We start from the raw sequence: 14,507 nt of genomic DNA, 5'->3' as shown, positions 1-14,507 counted from the left end.
GCTACCTGCCGTCACGCCGCACGCTCGGCGAGTGCGGCCTGGGCCTGCTTCTGCATGGACTTCATCACATCGGCGGCCGTGCCGAACTGCTTCACGTGGCCGGCTTCGAGGATGAGGATCTTGTCGACGTGCGCGACCAGCGAAGGGCGGTGGGTCACCACGATGGAGGTCACGCCTTCGGAGCGCAGCCCGCTGAGCGCACGCGCCAGCGCGATCTCGCCCTCGGAGTCCAAGCTCGCGTTAGGCTCGTCCAGGATCAGCAGGCGCACGTCGCCGTACATGGCGCGGGCCAGTGCGATGCGCTGGCGCTGGCCGGGCGACAGTCGCGCGCCGCCGTCGCCGATGGGGGTGTCGTAGCCCAGCGGCAGTTGCGTGATCATCTCGTGCGCGTTGGCGCGCTTGGCGGCGGCAATGACGGCATCGGCATCCGGCTCGCCAAGGCGGCCGATGTTGTCGGCCACCGTGCCGTCGAACAGTTCCACGTCCTGCGGCACGTAGCCGATCCAGGGGCCGAGTTCGCGCCGCGGCCACGTCGACAGGTCGGTGCCGTCGAGCCGGATGGTTCCGATGGTCGGCTGCCAGATGCCCGTCAGCAGGCGCGCCAGGGTGGACTTGCCCGCGGCACTCGGACCGATGATGGCCAACGCCTCGCCAGCGGCCAGCGACAGCGACACGCCCGACAGCGCCAGCTTCTCCGAGCCCGGCGCGCGAAACGAGATGCCTTCCACGCGCACGTGGCCGACCGGCCGCGGCAGCGACATGCGCGGCTCTTCCTTGCCGAAGCGGTCGGTGAGATCGCGCAAGCGGCGGTAGGCCGAGCGCGCTTCGTTCAGCACGCGCCAGCTGCCGACGATCTGCTCCACCGGCTGCAGGGCACGGCCGAGCAGCACGGTGGTAGCGATCATCACGCCGGCCGATGCCGCCTGCGTGAGCACGAGGTAGGCGCCGATCGACATCATCATGACCTGCACGCCCTGCCGCAGGAAGCGCGACGCCGCGCTGAAGCTCACGCTCGCGTGGCTGGTGCTGCCCTGCAGCGCCAGGGCCTCGTCCTGCTGCTTGCGCCAACGGCCCAGCAGGCGTTCGGTCATGCCCATGGCCTGCAGCACTTCGGCGTTGCGAAGCGATCCTTCCACGTAGCGCGAGGCCTGCCGCGTTTCCTTCTGCACCGCGTCGAGCGCCTTGCGGTTCACGCGGTCGTTGAGCCATGCCAGGGCGATCATCACCATGGCGGCGCCGGCCGCGCCCCAGCCCAGCGCCGGGTGAAACACCGCGATGACGCCCACGTAGACGATGATCCACGGCGCATCCATGAGCGCCGTCAATCCGTTGGCGGAGAACAGGCCACGCAGCGTGGCCACGTCGCGCATCGCATCGGCCCGCGCATGCTGCGGCGCGCGCGCGGTGGCAGTCACGACCGCGTGCACCACCGGCGGCGACAGACGCTCATCGACGATGTTGCCGGTGAGGTGTTGCAAGCGCAGCCGCACATAGTCGAGCACGAAGAGGATGGCCAGCGCCGCCCCCACGCCGCCCAGCAAGACCCACAGCGTTTCGCGGCTGTTGGTCGGAATCACCCGGTCGAACACCTGCAGCATGAACAGCGCGGGCACCAGGTACAGCAGGTTGATCACAAACGAGAACAGCGCCATGTTCAGCAACAAGGGCTTCAGCTCGGTCCACAACGACTTCATTCGGCAATCTCCTCCGGTCCTTGTTATGCGGGGCAAGGTCGCTCGCGCGCCTTGCCCCGCCCCCTCTCACCCCGGGTGGCCTGTGATGGTCGATTCGCGAGGGAAGGCCGCGTCAACGGCACACAGGGCAAGGCGCAAAGCACAGCAATAGCCACCGCTATTGCGAGCATTTGCAACGCCGCCATGTGTGTCGTTGGCGTGGCAGGCACTCGCGAATTGGCCGTCGCAGGCCACTTCCACCCCTCAAACAAAGTCGAAGTTGTCCGCCGTGACGGTGGCATTGGCCGTGAAGGTGCCAATAAGCGTCAGTTCACCCGCCGCCAGCTCGCCGCCACCGGCCTGCACCCACTGCCAGAGGCTGAAGCTGTTGCCGTTGGTGTCGTTGACGACCAGCAATGCGTCCTCGCCGTTGGCAGCCGTGATGGCAAACTCGTTGTTGAAGGCCGTGGCCACCAGCGCCGCGTTGCCCAGGTTCGCGGTCGTCACGCCTTCGCCGTTGGCACCGGTCAACAGCAGCGCTTCCACGTCGCCGTTGCCCTGGCCGACCGTCACGTTGACCGTTCCTGCCGCCCCGTTGCCCGTGCCGAACAGGAAGGCGTCGTTGTTGTTGCCGTCGTCCCAAGCCGTGTTGAGCGCGCCAGTGAACTCGATGCGGTCGTCCACACCCGCGGCGCCGTCGGCGTCGAAGTTGGTGACGGTGTCGCCGAACTCGTTGGCTGCGCTGAAGCGGAAGATGTCCTGCACGTTGTCGTTGGCCGCGCCCGAGTTGATGGTGTCCGCGCCGATGCCGCCGATCAGGATGTCGCCGCCAGCCCCGCCGTTGATGGTGTCGTTGCCCGCACCGCCGTTGAGCGTGTTGGCGCCGGCATCACCGGTCAGGTTGTCGTTGCCGGCACCGCCCGTGATGTTCAGGATGCTGGCAATGGACGTGAAGCCCGTTGCCGTATCCACCGCACCCGAGAGGTTGACGGTGACCGCCGTCGTGGTCGCGCCGTAGGACAGCGTGTCGGCCGCGCCGCCAAGGTTGGCAGTGACGGACTCGATGCCGGTGACCGTGCCCCCTTCCATGGAGGTGATGGTCGTGCCGGTGAGCACCACATCCAGCACGTCGTTGTTGGCCACGCCGGTGATGTTCAGCGTGTCCGTTCCGGCGCCGCCGTCGATGGTGTCCGCGCCGCCGCCGATCGCGTAGTTGATGGTGTCGTTTCCGCCGCCGCCGATCAGCACGTTGTTGGCCGTGCTGCCGGTGATGGTGTCGTTGCCCGTGCCGCCGGTGAAGTTCTCGATGCCCACCAGCACGTCGGAGTTGGCCGCGTTGTTGCCCGAGCCGGTGACGACGATCGGCGCCGCGCCGCCCAGGTTCACCGTGAGTGCGGCCGCGTAGGCCGTGTAGTTGGCCGTGTCGGAGCCGGCGCCGCCGTCGAGCGTGTCGCGCACGTTGTCGACCGTTGCCACCAGCGTGTCGTTGCCGCCGCCGCCGGTCAGCACGTTGGCAACGCCGTTGCCCGTCAGCGTGTCGTTGAACGCGCCGCCCAACAGGTTCTCGATGCTGGCCAGCGTGTCGCTGCCCGCCGCACCGGTGGCCTGCGCGCCGGCAATGGACAGCGAAACCGTCACGGCCGCTGCTGCCGTGGCGTAGCTCGCCGTGTCGATGCCTGCACCCCCCGTGAGCACGTTGTTGCCGGAGTTGCCGGTGAGCACGTTGGCCGACGCATTGCCCGTGGCGTTGATGTTGCCGGTGCCCAGCAGCGTCAGGTTCTCGACGTCCGCGTCGGTGATGGTGTAGGTGACGGTCGATTGCACGGTGTCCGTGCCGCCGCCTGCGCCTTCCGTCACGGTGTCGGTGGTGCTGTCCACGAGGAAGGTGTCGTTGCCGGCGCCGCCGTTCATTGCGTCGTTGCCGAGGCCGCCGTCCAGCAGGTCGTCGCCGTCGTCGCCGAACAGGTTGTCGTTGCCGGCGCCTGCGGTCAGCGTGTCGTTGCCGGCACCGCCATCCAGGATGTCGTTGCCGTTCTCGCCGGTCAGGATGTCGTCGTCATCGCCACCGTTCAACGTGTCGTTGCCCTCGCCGCCGAGCAGCGTGTCGGCACCGATGCCGCCATTGAGCGTGTCGTTGCCCGCGAGGCCGCTCAACGTGTCGGCCAGGTCGCCGCCGCTGATGACGTTGTTGAGCGTGTTGCCGGTGCCGATGAACTGGTCGGCATCGATGCCCGTGTACGTCAGGTTCTCCACGTTGGCGATGAGTTCGAGCGAGTACGCGGCCAGCTCGGTCTGGACCTCGTCCGTGCCCTGCGCCGCGGCTTCCACCACCACGTCGAGCACGTCGTCCACGATGTAGGTGTCGTTGCCGTTCAGGCCCACCATCGTGTCGGCATCGAGGCCACCGTCGAGCACGTCGTTGTCGCCGGCGCCCGAGCCGCCCACCAGCAGGTCGTCGCCGATGCCGCCGTTGAGCTGGTTGTCGCCGGTGCCGCCGAAGATCAGGTCATTGCCGCTGCCGCCGGTGATGACGTCGCTGGTGCCCTGCTCGCCGACGATGAAGTTGTTCACCGTCGAGGCGGAGAAGTCCAGCGTGCGCGAGCCGCCCGTCGGGTCCTGCCGGCTGATGATGTAGTCGTCCACGCCCAGCAAGTAGCCCGCGTAGGTGCCGTCGTTGAAGTTGATGCGCTCCACGCCGGTCTGCGCGTTCGTGCCGGTGAAGTGGCCGGCCACGGTGACCGTCGTTGCGTTGGCGGTGAGCACCAGGCTGCCGTTGTTCGTCCCGGTGTTGTTGTCCTGCGCGTTGAGCGTGGTGAGCGCCGTGCCGGCCGCCTGGATCACGATGCGGTCGGCGTCGCCGCCGCTCGTCGCGTTGACCGGCTCGTTGATGGTGTCGCTGCCGTCCGCGAGGCCGAAGACGTAGGTGTCGTTGCCCAGGCCGCCGTTGAGCGTGTCGTTGCCCGCACCGCCGACCAGCACGTCGTTGCCGGCCAGGCCGTTCAGGGTGTCGTTGCCGCCCAGGCCCAGCAGGAGATCGTCGCCGGCGGTGCCGGTGAGCGTGTCGGGGCCGTTGGTGCCGGTCACGATGCCGAGCACGGCGTCCGTGAACTGCAGGCGCTCGACGTTGCTCAGCGTGTCGGTGCCTTCGATCGGGTCGGCCGACACGTCGGTCACCGTGAGCCTGCCGTCCGCATCCGTGCCGAAGGAGTAGTTGGCCAGCGGGCCGAGGTAAGCGACCGTGTCGATGTCACCCGCCGTCGTGTCCGTGCGGATGGTGCGCACGATCGCCAGTTGGCCGGGGTTGATCTGCCCCGCGAACATGGCGTTGACCAGCGTCTTCATGCTGTTGTGCAGCGCGAGCGGCGTGCCGGTGTGGTTCGGGTCGTTGGCCGCGAAGACGCCAATCTGCACGTCCAGCCATTTGTCGCCGTCGATGACGTCGTCGCCGCCGCGGCCCATCATCAGGTCGCTGCCGTCGCCGCCAAGGATGATGTCGCCCGCGGAGTAGCTGGCGGTGGCGCTCACGAGCGAGCCCATCACGGCCTGCAAGCCGTTGATGCGGGCCACGGCGGCTGCATCGAGCACGTTGCCGGCGAAGCCTTCGGTGCCGCCCTGGGCGAAGGGCAGGCGCTCTTCCGCGATGGTGTCGGCGCCGGTCAGCACGTCGTTGAAGCGCGTGCCCGAAAGGCCTTCGACCGATTCATAGCCGTCGAGCGTGCCGTTTTGCGGCGGGTTCGGGTTCTCGTCGAACACGATGGCGCGGGTCAGGTCGGCATCCACGCCGAAGGTGTTGTCCTTGTAGGTCACCCAGTCCCAGCCCGACATGCCGGCCAGCTTGCCGCGGCCGGGGCTGCCGACCATGATGTCGTCGCCGCCTTCTGCGATGAACTCGTCGAAGCCGCCATCGCCCAGGAACACATCGTGGCCCACGATGCTGTCGGCCGCGAAGATTTCGTCGAAGCTGTCGCCGGGCGCACCGTCGAAGGTGCCGGTCTCGATCCAGTCGTCGCCTTCATTGCCCAGGATGCGCTCGGCGTTCTTGCTGCCGAGGATGAAGTCGTTGCCCTGACCGGCGAACACTTCCGAGCCCGCGTCGGTGCCCAGCACGATGAAGTCCTGGCCGTCGCCGCCCATGATCAGGTCCAGGCCCGGGCCGCCGTGCACCACGTCGTTGCCGGAACCCGCCTTGATGTTGTCGTCGCCGCCCAGGTCGCGAACGATGTCGTCGCCGTCGCCGGCGTTGATGATGTCGTTGCCGGCGCCGCCTTCGAGGTTGTCGTTGCCGCCGTCGCCGTGGATGGTGTCGTCGCCTTCGCTGGCGATGATGATGTCATTGCCCTCTGTGCCGCCAAGCACCACGTGCTGGTCGCCGGTGTACTTCAGGTAGTTGGTGTCCGGGCCGGCCGTGGCGGGGTTGTTGCGCACCACCAGCGGTGTGAGGATGCCGCCGCCGGACGGATCGTTCTGCTCCAGGTCGCCATCGCCGTCCAGGTCGTTGTATTGCCTTGTCGGATCCACTTCGAGCGCGAGGCCCGGCGTCGAGAACACGTCCGACGGCAGGTGCGTCGCGTTCGTGTTGGTCATGATCATCTCGGCAAAGGAGTTGTTCTCCATTTCGCCAAAGAGATGCAGGCCGTCCAGGCGCTGCAGGTAGTAGAAGCGGTCGCCGTTCTGCAGGCTTTCCATCTGCTGCTCGAACACGAAGTTGAAGGTCGAGCCCAGCATGCCGCCGAAGGGCAGGATCTTCTCCGCGAGGCCGCCGATCCACAGGTCGACGTTGTCCAGGCCGCCCAGGGCATTGCCCGCGCCGTAGGCGCCGATGCCGTTGAGGAAGTCTTCCGCGTCTGCCGGAACTTCGAGGCCGCCGACCGATGCGCCGGTGATGATCGTCAGTGCGGCATCGCGCTTGCCCTGGATGGTCGCCTGGCCCTTGATCAGGTCGTGATTGCCGTAGGCCGCGATGAAGTTGATGATCGACGCTTCGTGCTTGAGGTTGCCCGCAAAGTCGACCCAGCTGTCGTACGGACGCAGTTCGGCCGCGTTGTTGGTCGCGTCATAGAACTGGCGGCGCGCCGCGTTGAGCGAAGGCACGCCCGTGTCACGGCCACGCGCCAGGTTGATGGTCGCCAGGTCGAGCGGCAGGCCCAGCAGGTTGTTGCGCAGCGCGCTGGTCACGAACTCGTCGATCTCGTTGCCGACCTGCCGCGTCATGCCGCGGATGATCGCGCCGGCGGCCACGTCGTCGGTGATCGCATGCTGGTTGTCGAACGCGACAGGATTCAGGAAGCCCTGGATCAGGCCGATGTCGTTCGGGTTGAAGTTGGGGTCGAAGCGGTCGATGGACTCGGTGAGCATCGAGTGGCCGAAGCGGTACACCACGTGCGCGAACTCGGCCACGATCGACGGATCGATGGTGACGTCGAAGCCGTCAGGCACCACGAAGGGGTTGATCTGCGGCTGCACCTTGCGCGCAAACTCCTCGAACACCAGATGCTGGTACTGCATCTCGGTGGTGAACTTGGCGGACTGGAACAGGCGCTCGCCGTCCCACACCAGCGTGCTGAGGTCCGCCGGCACTGCGTCCACGTCTTCTACCAGCCATTCGTTGAGGAAGTCGAGGTCGCCACCCGCTGCGGTCGACAGGATCACTTCCTTGTTGAGGTCGACCATGCGGTTGTGCTCGGCATGGAAGACGTGGTGCACCGCCGTGAGGCCGATGTTTTCGTTCACGCGTCCGTCGCCCGCAATGAAGTGGGCGTCGAGCAGTTCGTTGTCGTACTCGGTGTCACCATTGCCGGGGTTGCCCAGGCCGATGGTGATGTCGCCGTCGGCGATCTTGCCGATGGGCACGGCTTCGTGCGCGATGTCGGCCAGGAAGGCGTGGCCGGTGCGCAGCGCGAGCGCGGTCGTCGGGTTGACGGGCGCGTCCGGCGTCCCGGAGACGGTGACGTCGTCGGCGGTGTTCGGAATGCCATCGAGGCCGATGCCGGTGATGACTTGCGCAAAGCCTGTCGTCGGGTCGGGAATGAAGTTGCCGTACTGGTCGGTGCGGAGCAACGGCACGCTGCCCACGTCGAAGTCGGTCAGCTCGACGCCGAGCATGGCCTTGGCTTGCGCCTTGACCTCGCCCCATGTCGCCATGCCGCCGTTGCCGCCTTCGATGAGCTTGCCGGTCGCCACGGGCTGGCCGTCAGAGTTCAGAACGTACTGGCGCAGGAACACCTGGTGCGAGGAATGCGAGGTGTAGGTCTGGTTCTGGTCGACGAAAGCGGTGGTGGTGTTCACCGGCCGCACGTCGTCAGCCGTGTTCATCACGCCATCAGGCCCTGCGGACACGGTCGCGCGCGTCAGCACCATGAAGTTGGTGTGGCTGCCTTCCACGTAGAGCGGATCGTCCGGTTGCAGGGGAACGAACACCGTGCCGCTGCCGCCCTTGTTGACCAGGTCCAGGCCGTGGTCGAAGAACTGGCCGAAGAGGGTGAACCAGGAGTTGAAGGAGGCCGACAGGCCAACGTCCGGCGAGATGTTGGGCAGGCTGACGTTGTCGCCTTCCATCACGATGCCGAAGGGCTCCACGGCGGCGTCGCGCACGGCGCGGGCGGCGTCCAGCGTTGCGAGTGCGGCGGTGTGCGCGTCGGCCGCGGCAGCGGCGGCATCGAGGGCGGCCTGCTCCTCGACGGTGGGCGGCGTGTTGGGGTCGCCGTCGCCCAGGGCCTCGGCGGCGGCGCGGGCGTTGTCCGCGGCCACGCGCGCCAGGTATTCGGCATCGGACGCAGGCTTGAAGGTCTGGTAGATCGCGGTGACCGCTTGAAGGTCATCCATCGGGTTGGCCGAACCGGCGCGGTCCAGTGCCGTCAGGATCGCGGCCGGGTTGCCCAGCGTCTGGTCAACGATCAGGTTGGAGGTGGTGCGCAGGCTCGAGTCGAAAACGAGCGAGTTCGGGTTGTTGCTCGGCAGGTAGGTGGCCTGCGTCGGCATGGCGGGTGCGGGGCCGGCGCCGTCCGGGTCGAACGGGGTGCCGTCGGCGGGCCGGTACACCGGGTCCATGAGCGTTGGAAACTGCTGGTCGGCCGCGCCCCAGGTTTCATGCAGCAGGTTGTTGTACGTGCCGTCCACCGTCCGCAGACCAAAGCTCACGTTGTACGCGGGCACCAGTCCACCGGGCCCAAAAAGAGGCTGCCCCGCGGCATGCGCTTCAGCAATCTTGATCTGCGCAAGGATGAATTCGAGGTCTGCCTGATTGACGGTAACTGACATGTCGCGGTCTCCTCTGGTTTGAATATGTGGGTAGTGCAAAAGGGTTACTTTTGCTGCAATCAGTCTCAGCGCGAGTTCTTAAGATCGGCTTAAGGCGCGTGATATTTCGTTACACCGCGACAGGCATCTGGCCGGACCAGATACGTGCGTGCGTCCCTGCCATGAGGACCGCTATGCATCAACCAGAAACGCTATATTGCGTTCATCGTCACCTCACGCCACCGCCCGCATGGACAACGACGAGGTCAAACAGTTGCTCGTACGCATCGGCCGCGAAGACCAGGCCGCGTTTCGCCAGCTGTACAAGGCGTTCAGCCGCAAGGTGTTCGCCTATGTGCTCAACATGCTGAATGACCACGCGCGGGCCGAAGAGGTGTTGGTGGACACGCTCTACGAGGTCTGGCGCCACCCCGACCGCTTTCGGGGCGACTCCCAGTTTTCCACCTGGCTCATCGGCATCGCACGCCGCAAGGCGCTGATGGTCTACCGCGCCCGCCGGCCCGACGAGGTGCACGGCGACCTCGACGACATTGCCGACACTGCCGCCTCGGACACGCCCGACGGCTACGCGGAACTGGCGGACAAGCAACGGCGCGAAGGCGTGCAGCACTGCATGGGCAAGCTGTCGGACGAGCATCGCGAATGCCTGCACCTGGTGTTCTACGAGGGCATGAGCGTGTCGGAAGTGGCGGAGGTGCAGAACTGCCCCGAGGGCACCGTCAAGACCCGGCTGTTCCACGCCCGCCAGAAGATCAAGAATTGCCTGCAGTCCCTGTTGCGCAGCGAAGGTGGTAGTCCAAACGCCCGTGGCGCGCTTGCATCCTGAACTTTTGGCCGAATTGACAAGCGCGCAGAAAAATAATTTGAACCATCCGCAAACCCCGCGCAACCCAGAGGCGACACGGGCATGCCCCGTGCAGGTTGATCGGGGTCTGACGGACAACGATCGGGTCAGTCAAGGGGCTCGCAGGAGCCAAGGATTTCTGGTGATCACCATGGTCGAGAACTTTTCACCGTCGCCGCACCGCCCGTGTGCGACCGTTACCACGGGAGCACACGCATCATGAACGAACGTTTTGAAGAACTGCTCCCCTGGTACGCCAACGGCTCGCTGGGCGCCGAAGACCGCGCCTGGGTCGAAACCTACCTCCAACAGCATCCCGAGGCCCAGCGCGAGCTGGACTGGTATCGCTCGCTGCAGGCACGCGTGCAGGAAAACGCCCCGGCCGTGCCGGCCACCATCGGCCTGGCCCGCGCCATGCGCCTGATCCAGGGCGACCGCCCGACCTTTGCCGAGCGCATCGGCGCCTTCTTCGGCAACTTCGGCATGCGCCCGAGCTACGCCTTGGCCGCGCTGGCGGTCGTCGCGGTGCAGGGCGGCGTGATCATGAACCTGCTGGGCAGCGTTCGCGACAACGAGTCCGAGATCCGCGCACTGCACGCGGTTCGCGTCGAAGAGGGCCCGATGCTGAAAGTCAGCTTCGCGCCGGACGCCAAGGAGACCGACATCCGCATGCTGCTGGTGCAGGTGCAGGGCGAACTGGCCGGCGGCCCGGGCCAGCTCGGCGACTACTACCTGCGCGTGCCGGCGGGCAGCGAAGCCGCGGCACTCGCCCGCGTGAAGACCGCGCCGATCGTCCAGGCCGCCTCGCTGGCGCCCGGTGTCCCGCCCAAGGAGTAAGCGGCCATGACCCCGCTGTTGACCCGCCGTGTGCTGCTGCGCTGCGCGTTGGGCGCCGCAGCACTGCCCTTCGGTACCGCCAACGCCGTCGACACCCCGCGCATCGCGCTGGTGATCGGCAACGGCGCCTATCGCGCCGCACCGCTGAAGAATCCTCCCGGCGACGCCAGCGCCGTCGCTTCGGCGCTGCGTGGCCTGGGCTACGACGTCACGCTGCGCCAGAACACGAAACTGGCGGACCTGATCGAGTCGCTGCGCGAGTTTTCGATGCGTGCCCCCAAGGCGGCGGTGCGCATGCTGTTCTATGCCGGCCACGGCGTCCAGGTGAAGGGCCGAAACTACCTCGTGCCCATCGACGCCGACCCGAAATCGGAAGAGGAAATCCAGCAGCAGAGCGCGGACGTCGGCGAGTTCGTCGACCGGCTCAGCGCCATCCGCACCGGCGCCAACATCGTGGTGCTCGACGCCTGCCGGGTGAACCCCTTCGCCGGTGGCGTCATCGTGGGCCCCGATGGAAGGCGCCTGAAATTCCGTGGTGCGACGCCCGGTGGCTTGGCGACGCTCGATGCGCCCGTGGGCACGCTGGTCGCCTTCTCGACCGCGCCGAACGGCGTGGCACTCGATGGCGCCAACAGCGAGCACAGCGTCTATGCGCGCCACCTGCTGGCCAACATGTCGACGCCGGGACTGCAGATCGAACAGCTCTTCAAGCGGGTGCGCATTGCGGTGGCCGAAGACACCGGCCGCGTGCAGGTGCCCTGGGAGTCGTCGAGCCTGACGGCCGACTTCTGCTTCAAGTCGGACGACAAGGGGCGCTGCGGCTAAAAAGGCTGCTGGGGGAGACGCCCGGTTGGACGCCGCTTCCAGACTATTTCACGCTCACGACCGTTCCGCGAAAACTGCCATCCATGCGCAAGGAGGTCAGCGCGCCATCACGCCGGACGATCTGGACGCAATTCTCGGCCAGCGTCTGCTTGTTCCATCTCGTGCAGTAGCTGCCTTCGCCATTCATGCGCCATGTACCAACATCGTTGTACGGCCCCGAAACCGTGGCCTTGCCGCCTGGCGCAAGTTGGAGCTCATAGTTCTTGCCATCGTCCAGCTTCCACACGATGGTCTTGCCAATGATGTCGGACTGGATCTGGTCGTTGCTGAGCGGCACATCGTTGGCCCAGGCATGGCCGGCGCCGAGGGCCAATGCAACGGCAATCAAATGTTCGTGCAGCTTCATGTGAATTCCTCTTGGTTGGTCCATCTCCATTGGGGCGGAAACGCGGCGCGCCTTCATCCTCATTCTTGAGGGTTGACGGGTTTCCGGAATTTTCCGATGCGGAGGGACCTCAAGCGTGGTCGAGCAGGAATCGTTCGAGTTCGCGCGCGAAACGCAAGGGCTCGCTCACATGCGGCGAATGGCCGGCATGCGGGTAGATCAGGATTTGCGCATGCTTTACCGTGTCGCGATACCAGGCATCGAGCGGCAGACCGGCGTAGTGCGGGCTGCGCGCCCCGAGCACGACCAGCAAGGGTGCGTCCATGCGCGACAGCGAAGCACGGAAGTCGGCCTGTGCCATCGACTCGGCGAGGTCCAGCAGTGGCTGCAAGTCGATGCGTCCCAGGCGGCGGCGCAGCAAACGGCCGAGCGGCGCCTGGTCACCGAGCTGCCGCCGCAGCCAGTCGCCTCCCAGCGCGCCGACTTCGTTGAGCAGCGTCTCGGCCAAGTCGCGGCGCGCGCCTGCGATCAATCCCGACAGCATTGCCGCGCTGCAGCCGCCGAAGAGGCCCAGGCGCCAGTCGTCGTCCGTCACGATGCGCGGCGACTGGTCGACCAGGGTGACCGCCGCAACCCGTTGCGTGCCATAGACCTGCAAATATTGCATCAGCGCGAGGGCACCCATGGAGTGTCCGACCAGTACGGAGCGCTGCAGCCCGAAGTGGTCGAGCATCTCGGCGAGGTCGGTCGCCAGCCGCGCCAGCGTGATGCTGCCGCGCACCGGACGGCAACTGCCGTGGCCGCGTGCGTCCCATGCGAGCACGCAGTGGCGCTGCGCCAGCCGCCGCGCCACCGGCATCCAGTCGCGATGCGAGCAACCGACGCCATGCACCAGCACCAATGGCGGTCCCTTGCCGAGCACATACACGGGCACCACCTGACCATCGCTGGCCGTGAAGCTGTCGTGTTCGGCCGTGCCCGATGCGCCCAGGTTCACCAACCCGAAATTGCGCAGCGCGCTCCAGGCGCCGCGCAGGCCGGTCAGGCGTGGTGGATGGGGTGAAGGTTCAGCCATCGCAATCGATCCTACGCCCGCATGCCGTCTGCACGAAATCACTTTGAACCGGATTCGAACGCGCCGCAACCCATGGGGCGGAAGGCAAGCAATTCCGCAAGCCTCACCAAAACCCTGTCATCCCATCAAGGAGTTCATCATGCAAGTTGTTCGCAAGGCTTCCGTCGTCATCGCTCTCGGTCTCGCCTGCGCTGCCTCCATGGCCGGCGAAATCGTGGGCTCCACCGTGCTGTCCAACGGGTCAACCAACAGCGCCTCCGGCTTCCTGTCCACCGCACGCCAGAACATCGGCGTGGCTGAGCAAAACGGCAAGATCACCAACAGCACCGTGATCGCCACCAACGCCAACAACAGCGCCTCCGGCTTCCTGTCGACGGCCAACCAGAGCGTCGGCCGCGCCACGCAAAATGGCGAGATCAAGAACAGCACGGTCATCGGCACCAACCTGACCAACGCTGCTTCGGGCTTCCTCAGCACGGCCAACCAGGAAGTTGGCTTTGCCAAGGGCAACGGCAAGGTGGAGAACTCGACGGTGATCGCCAACGGCGCCACCAACCGGGCCTCCGGCTTCCTGTCCACCGCCAACCAACAAATCGGCGGGGCGCAAGGCAATGGTGTGTTGAGGAACTCGACGGTCATCGCGACGAACTCGTCCAACACCGCGAGCGGCTTCCTCTCCACCGCCGAGCAAAGCATCGGCGTTGCCAAGTAAGTCTTGTTCTGCCCCGTTCCAGGGCTGCACCCGACCCGCCCGCGCGACCCGCGCCGGCGGGTTTTTCTTTTGCGCTGCGAGCCCTGTTCCGGCACTGCGATTCACCACAAGTTTTTTTCACCGCAACCGAAAAATCGTTTGAACCGGATCCGAAGTCGCCGCAACCCAATGAGCGGGAAGGCAAGCAATTCCGCAAGCCCCACCTCAATCCTGTCACCACATCAAGGAGTTCATCATGCAAGTCGTTCGCAAAGCATCCGTCCTCGTCGCTCTCGGTCTCGCCTTCGGTGCCTGCATGGCCGGCGAAATCACGGGCAGCACCGTGCTGTCCAATGGCGCAAGCAACAGCGCCTCGGGCTTCCTGTCCAGCTCGAAACAGAACATCGGCGTGGCCGAGCAAAACGCCAAGATCACCAACAGCACCGTGATCTCCACGAACGCCAACAACAGCGCCTCGGGCTTCCTGTCGTCGGCCAACCAGAGCGTCGGTCGCGCCACGCAAAACGGCGAGATCAAGAACAGCACGGTCATCGGCACGAACCTGAACAACAGGGCTTCGGGCTTCCTCAGCTCGGCCAACCAGGAAGTGGGCTTTGCCAAGAACAACGGCAAGGTGGAAAACTCGACGGTGATCGCCAATGGTGCCAACAACACGGCCAGTGGCTTCCTGTCCTCGGCGAACCAACAGCTCGGTGGCGCACAAGGCAATGGCAAGCTGAAGAACTCGACCGTCATCGCGACCGGCTCGAACAATTCGGCCAGCGGCTTCCTGTCCTCGGCCGACCAAGCCGTGGGCGTTGCCAAGTAAGTTGCCGCCTGCTTCGTTCAGGCCTCACCCCGAACCCGCCCGCGCACCCGCGCCGGCGGGTTTTTTCATTTCCCTTCCACAAAATTTCCCT

General features: G+C 66.1%; 9 protein-coding genes. 5 read left to right on the top strand and 4 right to left on the bottom strand.

Features of this window, described 5'->3' with window-relative positions; genetic code table 11:
- Positions 1-11 precede the first annotated feature (11 nt).
- Positions 12-1,694 (bottom strand): type I secretion system permease/ATPase, encoded by a 1,683-nt coding sequence (locus tag QTI66_RS26340; RefSeq protein WP_286563083.1) that lies wholly within the window; start codon positions 1,692-1,694, stop codon positions 12-14.
- A gap of 243 nt (positions 1,695-1,937) precedes the next feature.
- On the bottom strand, positions 1,938-8,930 hold the full coding sequence (locus QTI66_RS26335; RefSeq protein ID WP_286563082.1) for a peroxidase family protein: 6,993 nt from the start codon (positions 8,928-8,930) through the stop codon (positions 1,938-1,940).
- 229 nt (positions 8,931-9,159) lie between these two features.
- Here QTI66_RS26335 and QTI66_RS26330 point away from each other — a divergent pair, with 229 nt between their 5' ends.
- The 3 genes from QTI66_RS26330 to QTI66_RS26320 all read left to right on the top strand — a co-directional run bounded on the left by QTI66_RS26330 (position 9,160) and on the right by QTI66_RS26320 (position 11,436).
- Positions 9,160-9,756, top strand: coding sequence for an RNA polymerase sigma factor (locus QTI66_RS26330; protein ID WP_286563080.1), 597 nt, complete (start codon positions 9,160-9,162; stop codon positions 9,754-9,756).
- Positions 9,757-9,993: 237 nt separating this feature from the next.
- Positions 9,994-10,611, top strand: coding sequence for an anti-sigma factor family protein (locus QTI66_RS26325; RefSeq protein ID WP_286563079.1), 618 nt, complete (start codon positions 9,994-9,996; stop codon positions 10,609-10,611).
- Between the two features lie 6 nt (positions 10,612-10,617).
- On the top strand, positions 10,618-11,436 hold the full coding sequence (locus tag QTI66_RS26320) for a caspase family protein (RefSeq protein WP_286563078.1): 819 nt from the start codon (positions 10,618-10,620) through the stop codon (positions 11,434-11,436).
- A gap of 43 nt (positions 11,437-11,479) precedes the next feature.
- Here the strand turns inward: QTI66_RS26320 and QTI66_RS26315 are convergent, their stop codons facing one another.
- Positions 11,480-11,842 (bottom strand): hypothetical protein, encoded by a 363-nt coding sequence (locus QTI66_RS26315; protein WP_286563075.1) that lies wholly within the window; start codon positions 11,840-11,842, stop codon positions 11,480-11,482.
- A gap of 109 nt (positions 11,843-11,951) precedes the next feature.
- A complete protein-coding gene (locus tag QTI66_RS26310; RefSeq protein ID WP_286563074.1) occupies positions 11,952-12,896 on the bottom strand; it encodes an alpha/beta fold hydrolase in 945 nt (314 codons plus the stop codon).
- A 139-nt stretch (positions 12,897-13,035) separates the two neighbouring features.
- Between QTI66_RS26310 and QTI66_RS26305 the strand changes: the two genes are divergently transcribed.
- Complete coding sequence (locus QTI66_RS26305; protein WP_286563072.1) at positions 13,036-13,608, top strand: hypothetical protein; 573 nt, start codon at positions 13,036-13,038, stop codon at positions 13,606-13,608.
- A 235-nt stretch (positions 13,609-13,843) separates the two neighbouring features.
- On the top strand, positions 13,844-14,416 hold the full coding sequence (locus QTI66_RS26300) for a hypothetical protein (protein WP_286563070.1): 573 nt from the start codon (positions 13,844-13,846) through the stop codon (positions 14,414-14,416).
- Positions 14,417-14,507: the final 91 nt, after the last annotated feature.

The sequence above is a fragment of the Variovorax brevis genome (assembly GCF_030317105.1).
GTDB classification, from domain to species: domain Bacteria; phylum Pseudomonadota; class Gammaproteobacteria; order Burkholderiales; family Burkholderiaceae_C; genus Variovorax; species Variovorax brevis.
Note: the sequence above shows the minus strand (reverse complement) of the source record. Positions and strands in the feature narration are given on the sequence as shown.